Origin of the sequence: Streptomyces sp. NBC_00454 (assembly GCF_041434015.1) — a bacterium.
GTDB lineage: Bacteria > Actinomycetota > Actinomycetes > Streptomycetales > Streptomycetaceae > Streptomyces.
Window position 1 is genome coordinate 1,864,310 of record NZ_CP107907.1, and the last position, 22,461, is coordinate 1,886,770.

Below are 22,461 nucleotides of genomic sequence, written 5' to 3' on the forward strand. Positions count from 1 at the left end.
ATGACGCGCACGCCCACACCCCGCACGGCCGAGCTCGACTCCCTTCCCGTACGGGAAGCGGTGCCCGCGCTCGTCGCCGCGCTGGACGCCCACGGCACCGCCGTCCTGTGCGCCCCGCCCGGCACCGGCAAGACCACGCTGGTGCCCCTGGTGCTGGCGGGGCTGGTGGGGGGCGGCCCGCGCCGCCGGGTCGTGGTCGCCGAGCCCCGCCGGATCGCGGCCCGCGCCGCGGCCCGGCGGATGGCCTGGCTACTGGGCGAGCAGGTCGGCGCCTCGGTGGGCTTCACGGTGCGCGGCGAGCGGGTGGCCGGCCCTCACACGGTGGTCGAGGTCGTGACCACCGGGGTCCTGCTCCAGCGCCTCCAGCGGGACCAGGAACTGACCGGCGTCGACCTGGTGGTCCTGGACGAATGCCACGAGCGGCACCTGGACGCCGACACCGTCGCCGCCTTCCTCCTGGACGTACGGGAAAACCTGCGCCCGGAGCTACGGCTCCTCGCGGCCTCGGCGACCACCGACGCGGCCGGATGGTCGCGGGTTCTCGGTCGGGGCAGCCCGGGCGGCGCCCCCGTGGTGGAGGCCGCGGGAATCTCGTACCCGGTGGAGACGGTCTGGGCCCCACCGGCCAAGCCGGTGCGGCCGCCGCACGGGATGCGGGTGGATCCGGCTCAGCTGACGCACGTGGCCTCGGTGGTGCGGCGGGCGCTGGCGGAACGTTCCGGCGACGTCCTGTGCTTCCTCCCCGGAGTCGGCGAGATCGCCCGGGTCGCAGGTCAGCTCGCCGGCGCCGACGCGGAGGTCCTCCAGATCCACGGCCGCGCCCCCGCCGCCGTCCAGGACGCGGCCCTGTCCCCGGCCGACCACCGCCGGGTCATCCTGTCCACCGCCGTCGCGGAATCCAGCCTGACCGTCCCCGGCGTACGGATCGTCGTCGACTCGGGACTCGCCCGCGAACCCCGGGTCGACCACGCGCGGGGCCTGGGCGCGCTGGCGACCGTACGGGCCTCCCGCGCGGCCGGACGCCAGCGCGCCGGCCGCGCCGGGCGCGAGGCCCCGGGCACGGTGTACCGCTGCTGGGCCGAAGCCGAGGACGGCCGGCTCCCCTCCTTCCCCTCCCCCGAGATCCGGATCGCGGACCTCGCGCAGTTCGCCCTCCAGGCCGCCTGCTGGGGCGACCCCGACGCGGCCGGGCTCGCGCTGCTCGACCCGCCACCGGCCGGAGCGATGGCGGCGGCCCGGGAGGTACTCCTCGCGGTGGGCGCGGTGACCCCGGCGGGCCGGCCGACCCCGCGCGGGCTGCGGATGGCCCGCCTGGGCCTGCACCCGCGCCTCGCCCGCGCCCTGCTGGACGGCTCCGCCGCGCTGGGCCCCCGGCGGGCGGCGGAACTGGTGGCGCTGCTGAGCGAGGAGCCGCCGCGGGAGTACGGGGACGACCTGGCGGCGGCCTGGCGGTCGGCCCGCCAGGGCACCGACGCCTACGCGCCGCGCTGGCGCGCCGAAGCCCGCCGCCTGGAGCGCGCCGCCGCCGAAGGCACCCCTGCGGGGCCCTCCCCCACCCCGCCCCTTCCCGATTCCCGGGGCTCCGCCCCGGACCCCGCGCCTCAAACGCCGGCGGGGCTGGATGATGCCGCGCAGCGGCATTTCCAGCCCGCCCGGCGTTTGAGGGCCGGGTCCGGGCAGAGCCCGGTTTCGGGAAGGGGCGGGGTGGGGGAAAGCAACCTCCCCGACGACGCCGCCGCCGGGCTCGTCGCAGCCCTGGCGTTCCCGGAGCGCGTGGCGAAAGCCAAGGGCCAGGGGGCCTTCCTCATGGCCTCCGGCACCGCCGCCGAGCTCGGCGAAGGCTCAGGCCTGCGCAGCGCACCCTGGCTCGCCGTAGCCGTGGCCGACAGGCCCCCGCACTCCGCGTCCGCCCGCGTCCGGCTCGCCGCCCTCATCGACGAGGACACCGCCCGAGCAGCCGCGGACCACCTGCTGCGCGCGGGCGAAGAGGTGCACTGGGAGGCCGGAGACCTCGTCGCCCGCTCCGTGGAACGGCTCGGCGCCATCGAGCTGGCCGCACGGCCCCTGCGCGACCCCGACCGGGCCCTGGTCAGGGCCGCCCTGCTCGAAGGCCTGCGCACCGAGGGGCTCGGCCTGCTGCGCTGGACCCCGGACTCACAAGCCCTCCGGGCCCGGCTCGGCTTCCTGCACCGCACCCTCGGCGGCGCCTGGCCCGACGTGTCCGACGACTCCGCCCTGCTGGAGCGCGCCGACGACTGGCTGGAACCCGAGCTGTCGCGGGCCCGCCGCCGCTCCGACCTCGGCCGGATCGAAGCCGGGCAGGCGCTGAACCGGCTGCTGCCCTGGGCCACGGGCGAGGCCTCCCGGCTCGACGAGCTGGCTCCGGAGCGGATCGAGGTGCCCAGCGGCTCCCGGATCCGCGTCGACTACGCCTCCGAGCACGGGCAGCCCGTACTCGCCGTGAAGCTCCAGGAGCTGTTCGGACTGGCCGAGACCCCCCGGATCGCGGGGGTACCCGTACTCATCCACCTGCTGTCCCCCGCCGGCCGGCCGGCCGCCGTCACCGCCGACCTCGCGTCGTTCTGGCAGGGCGGCTACCGCGCCGTCCGCGCCGAGCTGCGCGGACGCTACCCCAAGCACCCGTGGCCGGAGGACCCGGCGACCGCCGAGCCCACCCGGCACACCAACGCCCGGCTCAGGCGCTGAACGGCTGCCCCTGGACGGCCTGGTCCTCCTCGGGCCGCCGGCCGCGCGCTTCCAGCCACAGCGCGAGTCCGAACAGCACCAGCCCGGCGGCCGCCAGGCCGATCGGCGCGTACGTGTGCAGCGCGAGCACCTTGGTCCGGTTCGACTTGACCAGGGCGACGGTGGCGTCGCTGTAGTCCTCGCGGATCTTCACGTCCCCCGCGAAGACGGTCAGCTTGCCGTCGGGCGCACTGCCCGCGATGCTGCCGCCGCGCATCTCCTGCTGGATCTGCTGCTCGGCGTTGACGGGCGCGCCGGTCACCGGGTCGACCCAGAACATCGCCTTGACCGTGTACCACATGCTGGTTCCGGTGACCTGCTCGAAGGTCGCCGGGTCGATGCCCTCGATCGGCATCTTCTTCGGCAGCGCGACCTTCGTCCAGGGGACGGTCTGCTCGTAGTAGTAGACGTCCATGCCCTTGAACTTGCGCGGTCCGACGTAGTGGATGGGCGAGGAGCTACGGGTCTGCGCGTCGAAGTAGAGGTAGTCGCGCGGCTCGGTGAAGAAGGGCCACTTGAACTCGATGCCCTCGCGCTTGACCGGGTCCCCGTCCACCATCTCGCCGGTGGCGTGCACCGGGTCCTGGGAGTGGGCGTCGAAGATGTAGCGCTCGGGTATCTGCGAGACCATCTTCCCGTCCGGGCCCATGATGTAGCTGAGTGTGTCCCAGACCACCACGTCCTTGCCGGCGCTGGCCTCGATCTCCTTGGACGCCTCGACGTTGCCCTTGAGGGTCTGGACGATGGTGACCTTGTCGACCTTCTTCGGCTGCAGGGTGGAGTAATCGACGAGGGTCGCGTCCTTCGCCTCCAGCACCATCTCCTGGTACTGGTTCGGCGGGATCTTCGCGAGCCTGGGGTACGCGTACCAGCGCAGCAGCGGTGAGAGTGCTGCCAGGAACACGGCTACGGCTAGCAGGACGAGGCTTGCTCTGCGTCGCATGGCCGGGCCCTCCTCTACTTTCCGGGCGCGGCGGGCGCGGTGGTGAGCAGGGGCTTCGGTGAGGTCTTGCCTTCCGGCGCCCCCGTCGCCGTGATGGCGAAGACGAGGAGCGCCGCGAGGACGAGACCGCTGGCGGCGGCGACGATTGCGCGCATGCCGGGGCCTCCGGAATCTGATTGGTCGTCAGGGCGGTGGCACCGTAGCAATGCGGGTGACAGATGAGAACCGTTTGCGCCACCGATGGGGCGGCGCAATTCGACGGCCCCTGCGGGTCAGGGGGTTGCCGTGGGCTTCGGGGTCGCGGCGGACGGCGTGGGGGTGGGCGACGGCACGGGGGTGGGCTTGGGCGTCGCCTTCGGGGACGGGGTCGCCGTGGGAGTCGGAGTGGGAGTGGGAGTGGGGGACGGTGTGGGAGTCGGCTCCGGGGTGGGCGTGGGCGTCGGGCTAGGCATGGGAGTGGGACTCGGGTCCGGCGTCGGCGTGGGAGTCGGCGCAGGAGTGGGCGCAGGCGTCGGGCTCGGCGTAGGCGTGGGGGTAGGCGCAGGCGTGGGGCTGGGCGTAGGAGTAGGTGCAGGCGTCGGCTTGGGCTTCGGCGTCGGGGACGTCCCCGACGGAGTGCCGCCACCGCTGCCGGCGCTGTCCGGGACCTCGTGCGTCCCCTTCAGGTAGTACGTGAACCACGAGCGCACCGTCCGCAGGTACGCGTCGGACTGGTTGTACGACAGCACCGCCCGGTCGAGGTCCGCGTCCACCCGCAGGTCGCGGGTGCCGGCGCACAGGTACCGCCCGGCGGCGAGCGCGGCGTCGTACACGTTGCCGGGGTCGCGCTTGCCGTCGCCGTTGCCGTCCTGGCCCCATGAGGCCCAGGTGGACGGGATGAACTGCATCGGCCCGACCGCCCGGTCGTACCTGGCGTCGCCGTCGTAGGCCCCGCCGTCGGTGTCGGAGATGTTCGCGAAGCCGTTGCCGTCGAGTACGGGCCCCAGGATCGGCCGCAGCGTCGTTCCGGCGGCGTCGACCTGGCCGCCGCGGGCCTGTCCGGACTCGACCTTGCCGATTGCCGCGAGGAGTTGCCAGCGCAGCCCGCACCGGGGGTCGCTCGCGCCGACCGTCTGCTCCGCGCGCCGGTACGCGGCGAGCACGGTGGCCGGTATCCCCTGCTCGCCCGGCCCCCCGCCCATGGCCACGGGCTGGTTGCCCGTCTCCGGTCCGGGGGGCGGCGGCGCGGTCGGCGCGGTTGCGTCCTCGGCCAGCAGTACGGCCGGCGGCTCGGGGCTCACGAGCGGCGGCAGGGCGGTGAAGTAGGAGCCGTCCCCGGCGGATCCGTCGGCCCCGGGACCGGCCTGCGGTCCGGGCTCCGCGGCCGCGGCCGTCTCCTCGCGGGGACCAGCTCCCGGCCCCTGGGAGGCGGTCATCACGGCGGCCACGAGAGCGGAGACGAGGACGGCGGCCCCACCGCGCACCACCCGTCCGAGCCGGGCACCCGCCCCCGCCGGCTTGCGTACCGATGCCCGTTCCGATGCCCGTGCCGGTATCCGTATCCGATCGCCCATGAGCCGGACCCCCTCTGCCCTAGAAGTGCGCGTGACCCTACGTCAACTCCCTGTGCAGGGCACGCACCGTGGTCCGGAATTCACGACTTCCCCACGAGTCGGGCAGGTCACCCATACTGAGCGCACTGTTCGAACAGCCCCGACGAGGTGTCATGCCGTTCACTCTCAGCCACGCGGCCGCGGTACTTCCGGCCATCCGCCGGACCGGTCGCGCCCGGGGGCCGCTCGTCGCCTCGGCCCTGGTCCTCGGTTCGTTCGCGCCCGACACCTTCTACTTCGCGGACGCGGTGGTCTCGGGGCTCACCCGGTACGCCGGGTTCGCGCACTCGCTCGTCGGCGTGGTGACGGCCGACGCCGTGCTGACGGCTGCCCTCGCCGCCTGCTGGCTGCTCCTGCGCGAACCGCTGATCGCGCTCCTGCCCCGCTCCTGGCGGGGCCGCGCCCACTCCCTCGTACGGGGTGAGGACTGGCGCGGGCGTGAACTGCCCTCGCTGGCCCTCTGGTTCTACCTCTCGGCGGCGGCCGGCTCCCTCACCCATGTGGTGTGGGACAGCTTCACGCACCCCGGCCGGTGGGGTACCGACGCGCTGCCCGGCCTCGTCGCCACGCGCGCCTTCGACCTGCCCCTCTACTCGTACCTCCAGTACGGGACTTCGGCGATCGCCGCCTGCGCCCTGGTCTGGTTCACGGTGACGGCCCTGCGCCGGCTGCCGCGCTCCGCCGCGCCCGCGTCCGTACCCGTACTCGGCCGGGCGGAGGCCTGGGGCGCCGCCCTGCTGATCACGGTGTGCGTGGCGGCCGGAGTCGCCCTGCACGTGGTGCACTTCTTCGCCTTCTACGACCGCATCCGCACCCCGCTCGACATCATCCCGACCATCTGCTTCGGCGCGGGCGCCGGCCTGGTCGTGGCCCTGCTGCTGTACGGGGTCCTCGTGCGGCTGCGCCACCGCGGCGGCCGGAGCCAGGGGAGCAGGAACGGGGAACGGCACGAGGGCAGCGACGAGGAAACGCGGACGCCCGTCCCCCTTCCGTAGAGAGGGGACGGGCGTCGCGGGACGGGCCGGTACGCGGATCAGTGCGCGGCGGACTCCCAGTCGGGGCCGACGCCCACGGACACGTCCAGCGGGGCGCGGAGGTCGACGGCGGCGGCCATCTCGCGGCGCACCAGCTCCTCCACCCGCTCGCGTTCGCCCGGGGCGATCTCCAGCACGATTTCGTCGTGGACCTGGAGCAGCATCCGCGACTTCAGCCCGGCTTCGACGATGGCCTTGTCCACGCGGAGCATCGCGACCTTGACGATGTCGGCGGCGGTGCCCTGGATCGGCGCGTTCAGCGCCATCCGCTCGGCGGCCTCGCGGCGCAGCCGGTTGTCGCTGTTGAGGTCGGGCAGGTAGCGGCGGCGGCCGAAGACCGTCGCCGTGTACCCGGTGGCGCGGGCCTCCTCGACGACGCGGCCCAGGTAGTCCCGGACTCCGCCGAACCGCTCGAAGAAGGTGTCCATCAGGCCGCGGGCTTCGCCGGGCTCGATGTTCAGCTGCTGGGCGAGGCCGAACGCGGAGAGCCCGTAGGCCAGACCGTAGGACATGGCCTTGATCTTGCGCCGCATCTCGGCGTCGACCTCGGACCGCTCGACGCCGAACACCTGGGAGGCGACGGTGGTGTGCAGGTCCTCGCCGGTGGAGAACGCCTCGATGAGGCCCTCGTCCTCGGAGAGGTGGGCCATGACGCGCAGCTCGATCTGGCTGTAGTCGGCGGTCATGAGGGATTCGAAGCCCTCGCCGACGACGAACCCGCGGCGGATCGCGCGGCCCTCGTCGGTGCGCACCGGCACGTTCTGCAGGTTGGGGTCGGTCGAGGACAGACGTCCGGTCGCGGCCACGGTCTGGCTGAAGCTGGTGTGCACCCGGCCGTCGGCGGCGACCGTCTTGACCAGGCCCTCGACGGTGACGCGCAGCTTGGCCTGCTCCCGGTGGCGGAGCATGATCACCGGGAGTTCGTGGTCGGTCTGCGTGGCCAGCCAGGCCAGCGCGTCCGCGTCCGTGGTGTAGCCGGTCTTGGTCTTCTTCGTCTTCGGCAGGTCCAGCTCGCCGAAGAAGACCTCCTGGAGCTGCTTGGGCGAGCCGAGGTTGAACTCGTGGCCCACCGCGGCGTGCGCCTCCTTCACCGCCTGCTGCACGGCTGCGGCGAACTGCTGCTCCATGGCTTCGAGGTGCGGCTGGTCGGCGGCGATGCCGGCCCGCTCCATCCGGGCCAGCAGCTCGGACGTCGGCAGCTCCATGTCGTGGAGCAGCTCGGCGGCGCCCACCTCGGGCAGTTTGACGGCGAAGGCGTCGCCGAGGTCCAGGACGGCACGGGCCTGGGCCATCAGGGCTTCGGCCTCGGCGGTGTCGTCTGCGCCGAAGGCGAGCTGCCCGTCGGCGGCGGCGGGCGCCAGCTCCCGGTGCAGGTACTCCATGGACAGCACGTCCAGGGCGAAGGAGCGGCGGCCCGGCTTGACCAGGTAGGCGGCGAGCGCGGTGTCCATGGTGACCCCGGCCAGCGTCCAGCCCTGCTCGGGGAAGACCCGCATCAGGGCCTTGGCGTTGTGCACCACCTTCGGCCTCGCCGAGTCGGCGGCCCAGGCCGCGAAGGCCTGCTCGTCGGCCTCGTCCAGCGCGGAGGGCTCGAACCAGGCGGCGGCCCCGCCGGCCGAGGCCAGCGCGATCTCGGAGACTCCTCCGGTGCCCAGCGCCCAGGTGTCCACGGTGGAGACGCCCAGCGGTCCGGCCGCGTGGCTCGCCAGCCAGGGCGCGAGCTCGCCGGCGCCCAGTACGGAGGCGTCCAGCTCCACGGCGGCCACCGGGGCCGGGGCCTCCTCCTCGGCGGCGCCGGGGTCCACGGCGAGCAGCCGCTCGCGCAGCGAGGCGTTGCGGATCTCCAGCACGTCCAGGACGGTGGTGACGGCGGTGCGGTCGTACGGGGCGCGGGCCAGGTCGGCGGGGGTCTTGGGCAGGGCGACGTCCTTGACCATCTCGGTCAGGACGCGGTTGAGCTTCACGGCCTCCAGGTGGTCCCGGAAGTTCTGCCCGGCCTTGCCCTTGACCTCCTCGGCGCGCTCGACGAGCTCCTTGAACGACCCGAACTGGGTGATCCACTTGGCGGCGGTCTTCTCGCCGACGCCCGGGATGCCGGGGAGGTTGTCGGACGGGTCTCCGCGCAGCGCCGCGAAGTCCGGGTACTGCTGGGGGGTGAGCCCGTACTTCTCCTCGACCTTCTCCGGGGTGAAGCGGGTCAGCTCGGAGACGCCCTTGGTCGGGTAGAGCACGGTGGTGTGCTCGGAGACCAGCTGGAAGGAGTCCCGGTCACCGGTGACGATGAGGACGTCGAAGCCGAGGGCCTCGGCCTGCGTGGCCAGCGTCGCGATCACGTCGTCGGCCTCGAAGCCGTCGACCGCGAACCGCGGCACGCTCATCGCGTCGAGGAGCTCGCCGATCAGCTCGACCTGCCCCTTGAACTCGTCGGGGGTCTTGGAGCGGTTCGCCTTGTACTCGGGGAACTCCGCCGAGCGCCACGTCTTGCGGGAGACGTCGAACGCCACCGCGAAGTGCGTGGGCGCCTCGTCGCGCAGCGTGTTCGCCAGCATCGAGGCGAACCCGTAGATGGCATTGGTCGGCTGCCCCGTCGCAGTGGTGAAATTCTCCGCGGGCAGCGCGAAGAACGCCCGGTACGCCAGGGAGTGCCCGTCCATGAGCATCAGGCGGGGGCGGTCCGCTGCGGTCGGCTGGTCGGTCTTCTTCGATGCTGAATCTGCCACGCCCCCGATCCTAGGTCCCCCCTCCGACAATTCCGGCTTCGGCGATGTCCGCGGGCCATGACAGGATCGGAAGCGAGTCGAAATCGCGTGGCACCGTCGCCACGCTGCTCGAAGGGGAGCGACATGGCCACCAAGCCGCCCGCAGGGGATCCCGTACAGGACGCACCGCAGGTGACGCCCCCCAAGCACGCGGCCGCGGGCCTGCCCGCCATCGGGCACACGCTGAAGATCGCGCAGCAGCAGATGGGGCTGGCGCGCACCGCCCGCACCCTCCTCAAGGTCAATCAGAAGAACGGCTTCGACTGCCCCGGCTGCGCCTGGCCCGAGGGCGACAAGCGGCACACCGCCGAATTCTGCGAGAACGGCGCCAAGGCCGTCGCCGAGGAAGCCACGCTGCGCCGGGTCACCCCCGAGTTCTTCGCCGCGCACCCGCTGGCCGATCTGGCCGGGCGCTCCGGCTACTGGCTGGGCCAGCAGGGCCGCATCACCCACCCCATGCTGCTCGAAGAGGGCGGCGACCGGTACGAGCCGGTCTCCTGGGAGCGGGCCTTCGCGGTCATCGCGGAGGAACTGCGCGCCCTGGACTCCCCCGACGAGGCCCTCTTCTACACCTCGGGCCGCACCAGCAACGAAGCGGCGTTCCTCTTCCAGCTGTTCGTCCGCGAGTTCGGCACCAACAACCTCCCCGACTGCTCGAACATGTGCCACGAGTCCTCGGGCTCCGCGCTGAACGAGACGATCGGCATCGGCAAGGGCAGCGTCTCCCTCGAAGACCTCCACCAGGCCGACCTGATCATCGTCGCCGGGCAGAACCCGGGCACCAACCACCCCCGCATGCTCTCCGCGCTGGAGCAGGCCAAGTCCGCCGGCGCGAAGATCATCTCGGTGAATCCGCTGCCCGAGGCCGGCATGGAGCGCTTCAAGAACCCGCAGACCCCCCTCGGCATGTTCAAGGGAACCGCCCTCAACGACCTGTTCCTCCAGATCCGCATCGGCGGCGACCAGGCCCTCTTCCGCCTCCTGAACAAGCTGGTCATCGAGGCGGGCGGCGCCACCGACGAGGCGTTCATCCGCGAGCACACCCACGGGTACGAGGAGTTCGCGGCCGCCGCCAAGGACACCGACTGGGACGAGACCCTCACCGCCACCGGCCTGACCCGCCCCGACATCGAGCGCGCCCTGGCCATGATCCTGGCCTCGGAGCGCACCATCGTCTGCTGGGCCATGGGCCTCACCCAGCACAAGCACTCCGTCGCCACCATCCGCGAGGTCGTCAACCTGCTGCTCCTGCGCGGCAACATCGGCCGCCCCGGCGCCGGCGTCTGCCCCGTCCGCGGCCACTCCAACGTGCAGGGCGACCGCACCATGGGGATCTTCGAACGCCCCGCGCCCGCCTTCCTCGACGCCCTCGACAAGGAATTCGGCATCACCTCGCCCCGCGAGCACGGCTTCGACGTGGTCCGCTCCATCCAGGCCCTGCGCGACGGCGAAGCCAAGGTCCTCTTCGCCATGGGCGGCAACTTCGTCGGCGCCACCCCCGACACCGAGGTCACCGAGGCCGCGATCCGCCGCGCCTCCCTGACCGTGCACGTCTCCACCAAGCTCAACCGCTCCCACGCGGTCACCGGCCGGCGCGCCCTGATCCTGCCCACCCTCGGCCGCACCGACAAGGACGTCCAGGCCTCCGGCAAGCAGTTCGTGACCGTCGAGGACTCCATGGGCATGGTCCACTCCTCGCGCGGCAACCTCGCCCCCGCCTCCCCGCACCTGCTCTCCGAGCCCGCGATCGTGGCGCGCATGGCCCGCGCCGTCCTCGGCGCGGCCTCCCGCACCCCGTGGGAGGACTTCGAACAGGACTACGCGGCGATCCGCGACCGGATCTCCCGCGTCGTCCCCGGCTTCGAGGACTTCAACGCCCGCGTCGCCCGCCCCGGCGGCTTCCAGCTCCCGCACGGCCCGCGCGACGAGCGCCGCTTCCCCACGAAGACCGGCAAGGCCAACTTCACCGCCGCCCCCGTGGAGTACCCGCGCGTCCCGGCGGGCCGGCTGCTCCTGCAGACCCTGCGCAGCCACGACCAGTACAACACCACCATCTACGGGCTCGACGACCGCTACCGCGGCATCACCGGCGGCCGCCGCGTCGTCATGGTCAACCCCCTCGACGCGGCGGAGCTCGGGCTCGCCGACGGCTCCTACACCGACCTCGTCAGCGAATGGCGCGACGGAGTGGAACGGCGCGCCCCGGGCTTCCGCGTCGTCCACTACCCCACCGCCCGCGGCTGCGCCGCCGCCTACTACCCCGAGACCAACGTGCTGGTGCCCCTCGACTCCACCGCGGACACCAGCAACACCCCCGCGAGCAAGTCCGTCGTCGTGCGCTTCGAAACGGCCTGATAGAACGATCCGAGGACAAGATGGTTAACGATCGTTTTCGAACGGAGTCACCCCCATGGGCGAGCAGCACGCGGTGAAGTTCCCGCAAGAGGTCATCGACGAGTACGCGGCCCTGGGCATCGACCTGCCCTCGCTGTTCTCCGCAGGTGACCTCGGCAAGCGGATGGACATCCGGATCCTGGAGGCCTCCGCCGACCGCGTCGTCGCCACGATGCCGGTCGAGGGCAACACCCAGCCCTACGGACTCCTCCACGGCGGCGCCTCCGCCGTGCTCGCCGAGACCCTCGGCTCGGTCGGCGCGATGATGCACGGCGGCAGCACCAAGGTCGCCGTCGGCGTCGACCTGAACTGCACCCACCACCGCGGCGCCCGCTCCGGCCTGGTCACCGGAGTCGCCACCCCCGTGCACCGGGGCCGCTCCACCACCACCTACGAGGTGGTCATCACCGACGAGCAGGACCGCCGGATCTGCACCGCCCGCCTCACCTGCCTGCTGCGCGACCTCAACCCGCAACAGGACGGCAACAACTAGCCGTTGCCCTCACAGCGGCGCCGGTCTAGCGTTCCCGCATGGGATCCGGACCGGCGCCGTGGCGCGCCGCGGCCACAGCGGCGACGACGGCACTGCTGGCCGCCGCGCTGCTCGGCTGCGCCGGCCCCGACCCGTCCGGCACCCGGCCCGCGACCGCTCCGGCGCCCGCCGCACCCGAGAAGCTCTGCACCGACCTGATCGTCCACTGGGCCGGCGTGATCCTCGAAGCCGGTGAAAACCCCGGCGATGACGACGCCGGCCACCTCGACTACCAGTCCATGGGCCTGTCCGGCGGCCAGAACGACATCCTGCTCGCCGTGCTCGCCGACGCCCGCGCCGAGCAGCGCGCCAAGGGCCCCACCGCCGCCCGCGAGCTCACCGCCCGCGAGGCGCAGCGGCGCTGCGCCGAGCGCTACCGCTCCGGCACCCCGACCGGCGGCCCCTGGCAATGAGCGGCGGCATCGGCCCCATCGAGCCCGGAGAGGGCACCGAGGCCCACGAGAGCCCGCGCCCGGCTCCCCGTACGCCCCGCTGGCTCCGGTGGGCCGGCAGGGCCTACGAGGGCCACCGGCGGGCCGTGCTGGCCGCCACGGCCCTGATCTGCGCGTCGGGCGTGGCCGCGGGCGGCGCCGCGCTGTACGCGGCCCGGCCGCGCCCGGCCCCGTACACGCCCCCCGCGCCCTCCCAGGTCTTCTCCCTGACCTACCTCGGTCCGGTGGATCCGGTCCCGGCCGGCAGCGCCTTCGCGTTCACCGTCCGTGTCCGTACCGCCTCCGGGCCGCCGGTCACCCTGGAGCGGCTGAGCCAGTCCTCCGGGGCCATGACGGCGGAGGTGGACGGACCGCCACTTCCGGCCACGGTCGCGGCGGGCGAAGTCCGCGACCTCGTCGTGCGGATTCGGGTCACGGACTGCGTGCATGTGGCACGGAATTCCGGACTCCCATTCCTTGAGGTAACCCTGAGTAATAAATTCCAGAAGGAAGAGCACAGCTACATCCCCGGTGACCGTTATGCCGGGGACCTCTCCGTGGCTCTGACCAGGGCCTGTCCCGAAAGCCGAGACGCGGGCACTCCCTCGCCGTCATGACCAAAAGGGCTCAGAGTCCTGGCACGACAGGACCCAAACGGACTAACGCTCCTCACCCATCTCACCATACGGACAAGACGAACCGGCCGGAATTCCCCCGTTCCACCCGCAGACATCCGCTATGTATTACGCCGTGGCATAACAAGAGCGTCACATCATTGGCCCAAGCCCTCCATAAGGTCCCAGGACGCGCTTAGAGTCACGGCCAGTCACCGCGACCACCGGATTTCCTTCAGTTCGGTTCCCCGCGTTCGACACGGTGCGTCCCAGGGGGGACGCAGTGCCAGGAAAGGACTGATCGTGCGTCAGCGTTCTCTCATTGCCGTGACCGCCGCGCTCGCCGCGGGCGCCCTCACTCTCACCGCCTGTGGCTCGCGTAACGACAAGGCCGGCTCCGACACCGGCGACGGCGGCAACACCACCGTCGTCATCGGCGTAGACGCCCCGCTGACCGGCGACCTCTCCGCCCTCGGCCTCGGCATCAAGAACTCCGCCGACCTCGCCGTCAAGCAGGCCAACGAGAAGAAGTACGTCAAGGGCGTCACCTTCAAGATCCAGGCCCTCGACGACCAGGCACAGGCCTCCTCCGGCCAGCAGAACGCCACCAAGCTCGTCGCCGACAAGGACGTCCTCGGTGTCGTCGGCCCGCTGAACTCCTCCGTCTCGGAGTCCATGCAGAAGGTCTTCGACGACGCCAAGCTCGTCCAGATCTCCCCGGCCAACACCAGCCCCTCCCTCACCCAGGGGCCGAAGTGGGCCACCGGCGAGAAGGTCCGCACCTACAAGAGCTACTTCCGCACCGCCACCACGGACGCCGTCCAGGGCCCGTTCGCGGCGCAGTACCTCTTCAACAAGGCGGGCAAGAAGAAGGTCTTCATCATTGATGACAAGAAGACCTACGGCGCAGGCCTCGCTGGCACCTTCAAGGGAGAATTCACCAAGCTCGGCGGCCAGGTCGTCGGCGAGGGCCACATCGACCCGGAGAGCAAGGACTTCTCCGCCGTCGTGACCCAGGTCAAGAGCTCCGGCGCCGACGTCGTCTACTACGGCGGCGAGTACCCCGCAGCCGGCCCGCTCAGCAAGCAGATCAAGGCCTCCGGCACCAACATCCCGCTCATCGGCGGCGACGGCATCTACGACAAGAAGTACGTCGAGCTCGCGGGTGAGGGCGCCGCCGGCGACCTCGCCACCTCGGTCGGCGCACCCGTCGAGAGCCTGACCTCCGCCAAGGAGTTCGTGGCCAACTACACCAAGGCCGCGTACAAGGAGCCCTTCTCCGCCTACGGCGGCTACTCCTACGACTCCGCCTGGGCGATCATCGAGGCCGTCAAGGCCGCCGTCGACGCCAACAACGGCAAGCTCCCCGCCGACGCCCGCGCCAAGGTCCTCGCCGCCGTCCAGACCGTCACCTTCGACGGCGTGACCGGCAAGGTCTCCTTCGACGAGTTCGGTGACGCCACCAACAAGCAGCTCACCGTCTACAAGGTCGAGGGCAACGACTGGAAGGCCGTCGAGTCCGGCACCCTCGGCTAACCCAACCGCCACCCCCACCGGTAGCCGGTAGTCCGCTCGAACGGCCGGCCACCGGAGCACCACCAAACCTGCCGCGCGGGGCGCGCACAAAAAGCGCCCCGCGCGGTGTCACATCCGTCGAAAGACTCGGAGGACCTGCGGTGCACGAACTGCCGCAACAGCTGGTCAACGGCCTGCTACTGGGATCCATGTACGGGCTCGTCGCCATTGGCTACACCATGGTCTACGGCATCGTCCAGCTCATCAACTTCGCGCATGGCGAGATTTTCATGACCGGCGGGTTCGGGGCCCTCACCGTCTGGCTGATGCTCCCCGGGGGCACCACCATGTGGATCGCCCTCCCCCTCATGCTGATAGGCGCCGTGATCGTCGCCACCCTCATCGCCGTCGGCGCCGAACGCTTCGCGTACCGGCCCCTGCGCACCGCACCCCGCCTCGCCCCGCTCATCACCGCCATCGGCCTCTCCCTCGCCCTCCAGCAAGCGGTATGGGCCTGGTACCCCGACGCGAAGTCCTCCGTCGTCTTCCCCCAGATCCCCGGCGGCCCCTTCAACATCGGCAGCGTCACCATCCAGACCGGTGACGTCTTCCTCCTCCTCGCCGCCCCCATCTCCATGGCCTTCCTCGGCTTCTTCGTCAAGAAGACCCGCACCGGCCGCGGCATGCAGGCAACCTCGCAGGACCCCGACACCGCCAAGCTCATGGGCATCAACACCGACCGCATCATCACGGTCGCCTTCGCCCTCGGAGCAGTCTTCGCCGCCGTCGGAGCCGTCGCCTACGGCCTCAAGTACGGCGAAGTCAACTTCAAGATGGGCTTCCTGCTCGGCCTCAAGGCCTTCACCGCAGCAGTCCTCGGCGGCATCGGCAACATCTACGGCGCCATGATCGGTGGCCTCGTCCTCGGCCTCGCCGAAACCCTCACCACCGCCTACGTCGCCGACATCCCCGGCTTCCAGCAGCTCGGCGGACAGTCCTGGGGCAACACCTGGGCGTTCGTCCTCCTCATCCTCGTACTCCTCTTCCGGCCACAAGGCCTGCTGGGCGAGCGCGTCGCGGACAGGGCGTGAGAACCATGACGACCACCACCACGGACACCACGACCATGAACGCAGCGCCCCGAGGATTCATCCCCCTCCCCGAGAAGACGGCCCGCGCCCTCGCCACCGCGGGCGGCGCCCTCACCGTCATCTCCTGCTTCCTCTCCTGGACCTGGACCTCCGCCTTCCCCGGCGACCTCACCGTCTACGGGTACCCCGGCGGCCTCCAGTGGCTCGCCCTCGTCGGCGGCCTCCTCACCACCCTCTTCGGCCTCTCCTCCTACGGGATCAAGGGCCTCGGATGGCTCACCCCCGCAGGAGCCGACGCCGCGATCAAGCTCTCGGCCCTCGCCGCCTTCGTCACCACCTGGTACACGGTCATCGCCATCGTGAACCTGAACGGCGTGATCGTCGACCTCGAACCCGGAGCCGGCGTCGCCGCCCTGGTCACCCTGCTCGCCCTCGTCGGAGCCCTCGCGCTCCCCTTCGAACGCCCCGTCCTCGAAGGACCCGACCCGGACGACAGCAGCTGGGAACAGTTCAAGCACAACGCGCACAACCGCGTCACCAGCTCCAAGGCCGCCTTCACCGCCGGCCCGCTCAAGCCCGCCCGCGTGCTCCCGGCCTGGACCGAGATCCTCCTGATCGCCGTCGTCCTCGCCATCGGCCTCGGCGTCTTCACCTACGGCATCACCACCCCGTACCAGGAACTCTTCATCGGCTTCCTGATCACCGCCGGCTTCGGCGCCGCCGCCCTCAACAAGGCCGGCCTGATGGCCCGCATCACCACCCTCACCACCCGCCACCGCAACGTCGCCCTCGTCGGCGCCTTCGCAGCCGCGGCAGCCTTCCCCTTCACCCAGACCGACGACCAGTACGCGACCCTCGGCGTCAACATCCTCATCTTCGCCACCGTCGCACTCGGCCTGAACATCGTCGTCGGCCTCACCGGCCTCCTCGACCTCGGCTACGTCGCCTTCCTCGGCGTCGGCGCCTACACCGCGGCCCTGGTCTCCGGCTCCCCCAACTCCCCCTTCGGAGTACACCTCCCCTTCTGGGCCGCCATACTCCTCGGCGCCGCCGCCTCCATGGTCTTCGGCGTCCTGATCGGCGCACCCACCCTGCGACTGCGCGGCGACTACCTCGCCATCGTGACGCTCGGCTTCGGTGAGATCTTCCGCATCTCCATGAACAACCTCGACGGCGTCTCCGGCCCCGACATCACCAACGGGCCCAACGGCATCGCCAACATCCCCAACGTCGACCTCTTCGGATTCGACTTCGGAGCCAGCCACACCATCGCCGGATTCACCATCGGCCGCTTCGCCAACTACTTCCTGCTGATGCTCCTGATCACCCTCATCGTGGTCATGGTCTTCCGCCGCAGCGCGGAATCCCGCATCGGCCGCGCCTGGGTCGCCATCCGCGAAGACGAAACCGCCGCCGAAGCCATGGGCATCAACGGCTTCCGCGTCAAGCTCATCGCCTTCGCCCTCGGCGCCACCCTCGCCGGACTCGCAGGCGCCGTACAGGCCCACGTGAACTACACCGTCACCCCGGACCAGTACGTCTTCGCCAACGCCGTACCCCCGAACTCCGCCTTCCTGCTCGCCGCAGTCGTCCTCGGCGGCATGGGAACCATCTCCGGCCCCCTCGTCGGCGGATCGCTCCTCTTCCTGCTCCCCAACAAGCTCCAGTCCCTGGGCGAGTACCAGCTCCTCACCTTCGGCATCGCACTCATCATCCTGATGCGCCTGCGCCCCGAAGGCCTCATCCCCAACCGTCGCAACCAGCTCGAACTCCACAAGGACATGGAAGCGCCCACAGTCCTCCCCGCGGTCCTCGGCAAGGCAGGGGTCTGACCCATGACGACCACCACCACCGAAACCCCCGCCACCACGGCGGAGACCGTCCTCGACGCACGCGGCGTCACGATGCGCTTCGGCGGCCTCACCGCCGTCAAGAACGTCGACCTGACCGTCCGCAGCGGCGAGATCGTCGGACTCATCGGCCCCAACGGCGCCGGCAAGACCACCTTCTTCAACTGCCTCACCGGCCTCTACATCCCCACCGAGGGCGAAGTCCGGTACAAGGGCACGGTCCTGCCCCCCAAGTCCTACAAGGTCACCGCGGCCGGTATCGCCCGCACCTTCCAGAACATCCGTCTCTTCAACAACATGACGGTCCTGGAAAACGTCCTCGTAGGCCGCCACACCCGCACCAAGGTCGGCCTCTGGTCCTCCCTGCTGCGCCTCCCCAGCTTCGGCCGGGAAGAGGCGGCCAGCCGCAAGCGGTCCATGGAACTCCTCGAGTTCATCGGCCTCGCCGACAAGGCCGACCACCTCGCCCGCAACCTCCCCTACGGCGACCAGCGCAAGCTCGAAATCGCCCGCGCGCTGGCCAGCGACCCCGGCCTCATCCTCCTGGACGAGCCCACCGCCGGCATGAACCCGCAGGAGACCCGGACCACCGAAGAACTCATCTTCGCCATCCGGGACCAGGGCATCGCCGTCCTCGTCATCGAGCACGACATGCGCTTCATCTTCAACCTCTGCGACCGCGTCGCCTGCCTCGTCCAGGGCGAAAAGCTCATCGAAGGCACCGCGGCCGAAGTCCAGGGCGACGAGCGCGTCATCGCCGCCTACCTCGGCGAACCCTTCGAAGGCGCCCCCGGCGCCGAAGAACTCGCAGAGGTCGAAGCGGCCGAGGCACACAGCGAAGCCGCACACGACGAGGCGACGGACGACGAGGCGACGGACAGCACGACCAGCACGGACGGAGAAGACCGGTGACCGCACTCCTCGAGGTCGAAGACCTCCGCGTCGCCTACGGCAAGATCGAAGCCGTCAAGGGCATCTCCTTCAGTGTCGACGCCGGCCAGATCGTCACCCTCATCGGCACCAACGGCGCCGGCAAGACGACGACCCTGCGCACCCTCTCGGGCCTGATCAAGCCGCGCGGCGGCCAGATCAAGTTCCAGGGCAAGTCCCTCAAGAAGATCCCCGCGCACGACATCGTCGCGCTCGGCCTCGCCCACTCCCCCGAGGGGCGGCACATCTTCCCGCGCATGACGATCGAGGACAACCTCCTCCTCGGCGCCTTCCTGCGCAAGGACAAGGACGGCATCACCAAGGACGTCCAGCGCGCCTACGACCTCTTCCCGATCCTGGGCGAGCGCCGCAAGCAGGCGGCGGGCACCCTCTCGGGCGGCGAGCAGCAGATGCTGGCCATGGGCCGCGCGCTCATGTCCCGGCCGAAGCTGCTCATGCTGGACGAGCCCTCGATGGGCCTCTCGCCGATCATGATGCAGAAGATCATGGCGACCATCGCCGAGCTCAAGTCCCAGGGCACGACTATCCTCCTGGTCGAGCAGAACGCCCAGGCCGCGCTCTCCCTGGCCGACCAGGGCCACGTGATGGAGATCGGCAAGGTCGTCCTCTCGGGCCCCGGCCGCGAGCTCCTGGTCAACGAGGACGTCCGCAAGGCGTACCTCGGCGAGGACTGAGTCCTCTCCTCCATACGGCTGAGGCCCGCCTCCGGATCCTGGATCCGGAGGCGGGCCTCACTGTGTCTGCTCTACGGGACTACTCCCCCTTGGCCGCGGCGGCCTTCTTCTCCTCGGCGTCCTCGATGACCGCCTCGGCGACCTGCTGCATGGACATCCGGCGGTCCATGGAGGTCTTCTGGATCCAGCGGAAGGCGGCCGGCTCGGAGAGCCCGTACTGCGTCTGCAGGATGCTCTTCGCCCGGTCCACGAGCTTGCGCGTCTCCAGGCGCATCGAGAGGTCGGCGACCTCCTTCTCCAGAGCGCGCAGCTCCGCGAACCGCGACACCGCCATCTCGATGGCGGGTACGACATCGCTCTTACTGAAGGGCTTCACGAGATACGCCATGGCCCCGGCGTCCCGCGCCCGCTCCACCAGATCCCGCTGCGAGAACGCGGTCAGCATCAGCACGGGGGCGATGGACTCCTCCGCGATCTTCTCGGCGGCGGAGATCCCGTCGAGCACGGGCATCTTCACATCGAGGATCACCAGGTCGGGCCGGTGCTCCCGGGCCAGCTCAACGGCGGTCTGCCCGTCTCCGGCCTCGCCGACGACGGCGTAGCCCTCTTCCTCCAGCATTTCCTTGAGGTCGAGACGGATGAGCGCCTCGTCCTCGGCGATGACGACACGCGTCGTCAGCGGCGGAACGTGCGACTGGTCGGCGTCGGGCGTGGGCGTCGACTCGTGCTCGGCGGTCACGGGGGCTCCTCGTTGCAAGGCGGTTCAGCTCCCACGAGCCTACCTAGCTCCTGTATGTTTGTGACACGGAGGGTCTTCGGTATCCTTCGTTTCGAAGGGGCCCCGATAGCCCAGCGGTAGAGGCGATGGATTCAAAACCCATTCAGCGTCGGTTCGAATCCGACTCGGGGTACTTCTCCTTCATTTTCAAGGTCGCCAAGCAATTTCGCGATCTTCACTCGTCGCGGTGAACGAGCCTTCGATTTGCGGCCAACCGGACGAACAGCGGCGAAGCTCCCAGTTGTGGAGCACAACCCTTCGATACGCGAACAAGCAGTCCTACTCTTGCGCCGAGGCGTGACCAATCGAGTGGTCGCCGAGCACTTCGGCATCCCTCGCGGCACCATCGGCTGGTGGCGATCGGAAGACCGAAGACATCGCGGTGAAGCGTACGTCCGCCCGACCGACTGCCCCAGGTGCACCGCCCGCGAAGTCGATCAACGCGCGTACGCCTACCTCCTGGGGCTTTACCTCGGCGACGGCCACATCATCTCCAAGTACAAGCAGCACCACCTGTCCATCTACTGCGACGCATCCCGGCCTGGACTCATCGAAGCCGCCGAAGAAGCGATGCACCTCGTAATGCCGTTGCCCAAAGTGGGCCGCGTCCTCCGCCAGGGGTGCGTCGAGGTCAAGTCCTACACACACCACTGGACGTGCCTGTTCCCCCAGCACGGGCCCGGCAAGAAGCACGACCGGCGCATCGTCCTCGAAGGCTGGCAGCAGGAGATCATCGACGCCCACCCCTGGGAGTTCATCCGCGGACTGATCCACTCCGACGGGTGCCGGGTCACCAACTGGACCGTCCGCAACGGCAAGCGCTACGAGTACCCCCGGTACTTCTTCACCAACAAGTCCGACGACATCCGCAAGCTCTGCACGGACACCCTCGCAAAGGTCGGCGTCCAGTGGACGATCCTCGCCCGCGGCAGCGACCCCTTCAACGTGTCCATCGCCCGCAAGGCCTCCGTCGCCCTCATGGACGAACACATCGGGCCGAAGTACTAGTACTGCCCCGCGCAAGTTCGTGGAGGGGTGTTGGGTCTGATCAGGCGGTCTTGAATCGCCAACGCCACCTGGGGCCCGTATACCTTGGGCCGGCCCGAGCGGGCGGCGTCCTTCCGCCCGTCCTGGCCCAGAGCGACTACCGCGCATCGAAGGCAACCCATGTGTTCCCCGGCAGCTCGGGCTGCCCAGGCACCGGTCGCCGCTCCTCGGTCCAGGCCTCGCCCGCGACTTCGGAAGCGACGTGACGCCAGAAGCGTGCCGCGCCCGCGTTCTCCTCCTGAAAGGCGATCTCCCATCGGCCAGGGTGCGCGGCCAGGACGGCCTGCACCGCTCGCGACCCGAGGCCCGACCGGCGTGCCCCACGCACCACGAAGAAGCTGTTCAGCACGCGCGCATCGCTGTCCAGCGCGCGTACGAACGCAAAGCCGACCGGCCGGTCACCGGACCATACGAGGTAAGCCGACCAGGTGGGATCGCCGATGGCCGACTCCAGCCACTCGCGGCGGTACGTTCCGTCCGGGTTCGGCAGGACGCCCCAGAACTCCGACAGGTCGTGCAGGAAAAGCGGCCAGAGTCGTTCCAGGACGTCGCGGTCCTCGGCGCCAGCTCTGCGGACCACAAAGTCTGCCATCTGATCCTCCTCGAGAACGCGAGAAGCCTTCCGGCAGACCGGAAGGCTTCGAACTATCGAGCGGACCTTATCGTGTCTACAACCTGGACACACAGCTCGCAGATCCGGGCCGCGCGGACGGTGTCTGCGTCGGCACCGTCACGTTCAGCGGACGTAGCGGACGCACGGAGGTTCACCTGCACTCCTCCACGAACTGACGCGGCACAGCGCTGGGTCGTCTCTTTCGGATCTTGTCGGTCAGGTCCGCGTCGTGCGGTGCCGGGCGGCGCGGACCCGGCAAGATCCGAAAGAGACGGCCTAGGGCCTGTCGAGCGTCCTGGCTTCAGAACTGGAGGCCAGGCCCGTCGCAGACAGGATCGCTTCGACTGTTTCTTCGACCGTCTGCGCAGCGTTGTCGATCCAGGTGCCCTGCTGCGCGAGCTCGGAGCGCATCGCCTCGTCCAGGGGTGACCAGTCCGTGGTCAGGACCTTCTCCCGAGCCTGGTTGCGTCGCCACGCGACTGCCGGGCCGGGAGCCAGGACGACGATGTGGAGCGGCACGGCCGTCAGGGTCCTGCGGTAGAAGTCCAGGTGGGTGCGGCGGACCACGACGTCATCGAGCACCGGGATGAAGCCTCCCCGCGCGAAGCTGTCCGCCAGGAGGCACGCGTTGCGGGCCCGTAGGAAGATCTGCCGGTCGGCTTCCGTGTTGGTGGCCGGTGAGGGCCATTGGCCGCCGCTGACGATCATCTGCTGGAGTGCGTCCACCTCGATGTGGGCCGACGTCCGGAACCGGTCGGCCAGCGCGGCGGCCACCGTCGACTTCCCGCTCCCGGGGATGCCGGTCAACAGGACGGCGCCGGCTGCCGGCTCGCGGTCGATGGGTACCAGGTCCAGGCTCATGCGAGTTCTCCAGGGGCGGATGATCAAGGCCTTGGGA

19 protein-coding genes and 1 tRNA gene are annotated in these 22,461 nt (G+C 70.5%); 13 read left to right on the plus strand and 7 right to left on the minus strand.

Annotated elements, in window-relative coordinates; all coding sequences use genetic code 11:
• Positions 1 to 2,706 (plus strand): ATP-dependent RNA helicase, encoded by a 2,706-nt coding sequence (locus tag OHU74_RS08660; RefSeq protein ID WP_371615340.1) that lies wholly within the window; start codon positions 1 to 3, stop codon positions 2,704 to 2,706.
• On the opposite strand, the gene OHU74_RS08665 is transcribed toward OHU74_RS08660, so the two are convergent.
• From OHU74_RS08665 to OHU74_RS08675, 3 genes are all read right to left on the minus strand, one after another.
• Positions 2,696 to 3,688, minus strand: a complete 993-nt coding sequence (locus OHU74_RS08665) for a DUF3068 domain-containing protein (protein WP_371615341.1) — start codon at positions 3,686 to 3,688, stop codon at positions 2,696 to 2,698. The genes OHU74_RS08660 and OHU74_RS08665 overlap by 11 nt on opposite strands.
• A 14-nt stretch (positions 3,689 to 3,702) precedes the next feature.
• Entirely contained in the window at positions 3,703 to 3,843 is a 141-nt protein-coding gene (locus tag OHU74_RS08670) for an SPW_0924 family protein (protein WP_327307299.1), read from the minus strand.
• A gap of 117 nt (positions 3,844 to 3,960) precedes the next feature.
• Positions 3,961 to 5,154 (minus strand): lytic transglycosylase domain-containing protein, encoded by a 1,194-nt coding sequence (locus OHU74_RS08675; protein WP_371615342.1) that lies wholly within the window; start codon positions 5,152 to 5,154, stop codon positions 3,961 to 3,963.
• A 239-nt stretch (positions 5,155 to 5,393) separates the two neighbouring features.
• On the opposite strand from OHU74_RS08675, the gene OHU74_RS08680 reads away from it, so the two are divergent.
• A complete protein-coding gene (locus OHU74_RS08680; RefSeq protein ID WP_371615343.1) occupies positions 5,394 to 6,275 on the plus strand; it encodes a DUF4184 family protein in 882 nt (293 codons plus the stop codon).
• Positions 6,276 to 6,313: 38 nt separating this feature from the next.
• Here the strand turns inward: OHU74_RS08680 and polA are convergent, their stop codons facing one another.
• The gene (gene polA, locus OHU74_RS08685) at positions 6,314 to 9,034 is read right to left on the minus strand and encodes a DNA polymerase I (protein ID WP_371615344.1); all 2,721 of its coding nucleotides are present in this window, start codon (positions 9,032 to 9,034) and stop codon (positions 6,314 to 6,316) included.
• A gap of 123 nt (positions 9,035 to 9,157) precedes the next feature.
• Here polA and OHU74_RS08690 point away from each other — a divergent pair, with 123 nt between their 5' ends.
• The 9 genes from OHU74_RS08690 to OHU74_RS08730 all read left to right on the plus strand — a co-directional run bounded on the left by OHU74_RS08690 (position 9,158) and on the right by OHU74_RS08730 (position 19,125).
• Positions 9,158 to 11,428, plus strand: coding sequence for an FdhF/YdeP family oxidoreductase (locus OHU74_RS08690; RefSeq protein ID WP_371615345.1), 2,271 nt, complete (start codon positions 9,158 to 9,160; stop codon positions 11,426 to 11,428).
• Between the two features lie 55 nt (positions 11,429 to 11,483).
• Positions 11,484 to 11,960, plus strand: a complete 477-nt coding sequence (locus tag OHU74_RS08695; protein ID WP_330295836.1) for a hotdog fold thioesterase — start codon at positions 11,484 to 11,486, stop codon at positions 11,958 to 11,960.
• 38 nt (positions 11,961 to 11,998) lie between these two features.
• Positions 11,999 to 12,412, plus strand: a complete 414-nt coding sequence (locus tag OHU74_RS08700) for a hypothetical protein (protein WP_371615346.1) — start codon at positions 11,999 to 12,001, stop codon at positions 12,410 to 12,412.
• Positions 12,409 to 13,047, plus strand: coding sequence for a Tat pathway signal sequence domain protein (locus tag OHU74_RS08705; protein WP_371615347.1), 639 nt, complete (start codon positions 12,409 to 12,411; stop codon positions 13,045 to 13,047). Before OHU74_RS08700 ends, OHU74_RS08705 begins: the two co-directional genes overlap by 4 nt.
• 300 nt (positions 13,048 to 13,347) lie before the next feature.
• Positions 13,348 to 14,580, plus strand: coding sequence for a branched-chain amino acid ABC transporter substrate-binding protein (locus OHU74_RS08710; RefSeq protein ID WP_371615348.1), 1,233 nt, complete (start codon positions 13,348 to 13,350; stop codon positions 14,578 to 14,580).
• 140 nt (positions 14,581 to 14,720) lie between these two features.
• Positions 14,721 to 15,650, plus strand: a complete 930-nt coding sequence (locus tag OHU74_RS08715) for a branched-chain amino acid ABC transporter permease (RefSeq protein ID WP_371615349.1) — start codon at positions 14,721 to 14,723, stop codon at positions 15,648 to 15,650.
• A 5-nt stretch (positions 15,651 to 15,655) separates the two neighbouring features.
• Positions 15,656 to 17,482, plus strand: a complete 1,827-nt coding sequence (locus OHU74_RS08720; protein ID WP_371615350.1) for a branched-chain amino acid ABC transporter permease — start codon at positions 15,656 to 15,658, stop codon at positions 17,480 to 17,482.
• A gap of 3 nt (positions 17,483 to 17,485) precedes the next feature.
• A complete protein-coding gene (locus OHU74_RS08725) occupies positions 17,486 to 18,412 on the plus strand; it encodes an ABC transporter ATP-binding protein (RefSeq protein WP_371615351.1) in 927 nt (308 codons plus the stop codon).
• A complete protein-coding gene (locus OHU74_RS08730; protein WP_371615352.1) occupies positions 18,409 to 19,125 on the plus strand; it encodes an ABC transporter ATP-binding protein in 717 nt (238 codons plus the stop codon). Before OHU74_RS08725 ends, OHU74_RS08730 begins: the two co-directional genes overlap by 4 nt.
• 79 nt (positions 19,126 to 19,204) lie before the next feature.
• Here the strand turns inward: OHU74_RS08730 and OHU74_RS08735 are convergent, their stop codons facing one another.
• Complete coding sequence (locus OHU74_RS08735) at positions 19,205 to 19,864, minus strand: response regulator (protein ID WP_330295844.1); 660 nt, start codon at positions 19,862 to 19,864, stop codon at positions 19,205 to 19,207.
• Between the two features lie 99 nt (positions 19,865 to 19,963).
• Here OHU74_RS08735 and OHU74_RS08740 point away from each other — a divergent pair.
• Positions 19,964 to 20,036: transfer RNA gene (locus tag OHU74_RS08740), tRNA-Leu, on the plus strand.
• Positions 20,037 to 20,200: 164 nt separating this feature from the next.
• Positions 20,201 to 20,911, plus strand: a complete 711-nt coding sequence (locus tag OHU74_RS08745) for a helix-turn-helix domain-containing protein (protein ID WP_371615353.1) — start codon at positions 20,201 to 20,203, stop codon at positions 20,909 to 20,911.
• Positions 20,912 to 21,047: 136 nt separating this feature from the next.
• Here OHU74_RS08745 and OHU74_RS08750 read toward each other — a convergent pair whose 3' ends face one another.
• Positions 21,048 to 21,542 carry a GNAT family N-acetyltransferase gene (locus OHU74_RS08750; protein ID WP_371615354.1) on the minus strand — a complete coding sequence of 165 codons (495 nt, stop codon included), beginning with the start codon at positions 21,540 to 21,542 and terminating at the stop codon, positions 21,048 to 21,050.
• A 297-nt stretch (positions 21,543 to 21,839) separates the two neighbouring features.
• Positions 21,840 to 22,424, minus strand: a complete 585-nt coding sequence (locus OHU74_RS08755; RefSeq protein WP_371615355.1) for an AAA family ATPase — start codon at positions 22,422 to 22,424, stop codon at positions 21,840 to 21,842.
• Between the last annotated feature and the right edge of the window lie 37 nt (positions 22,425 to 22,461).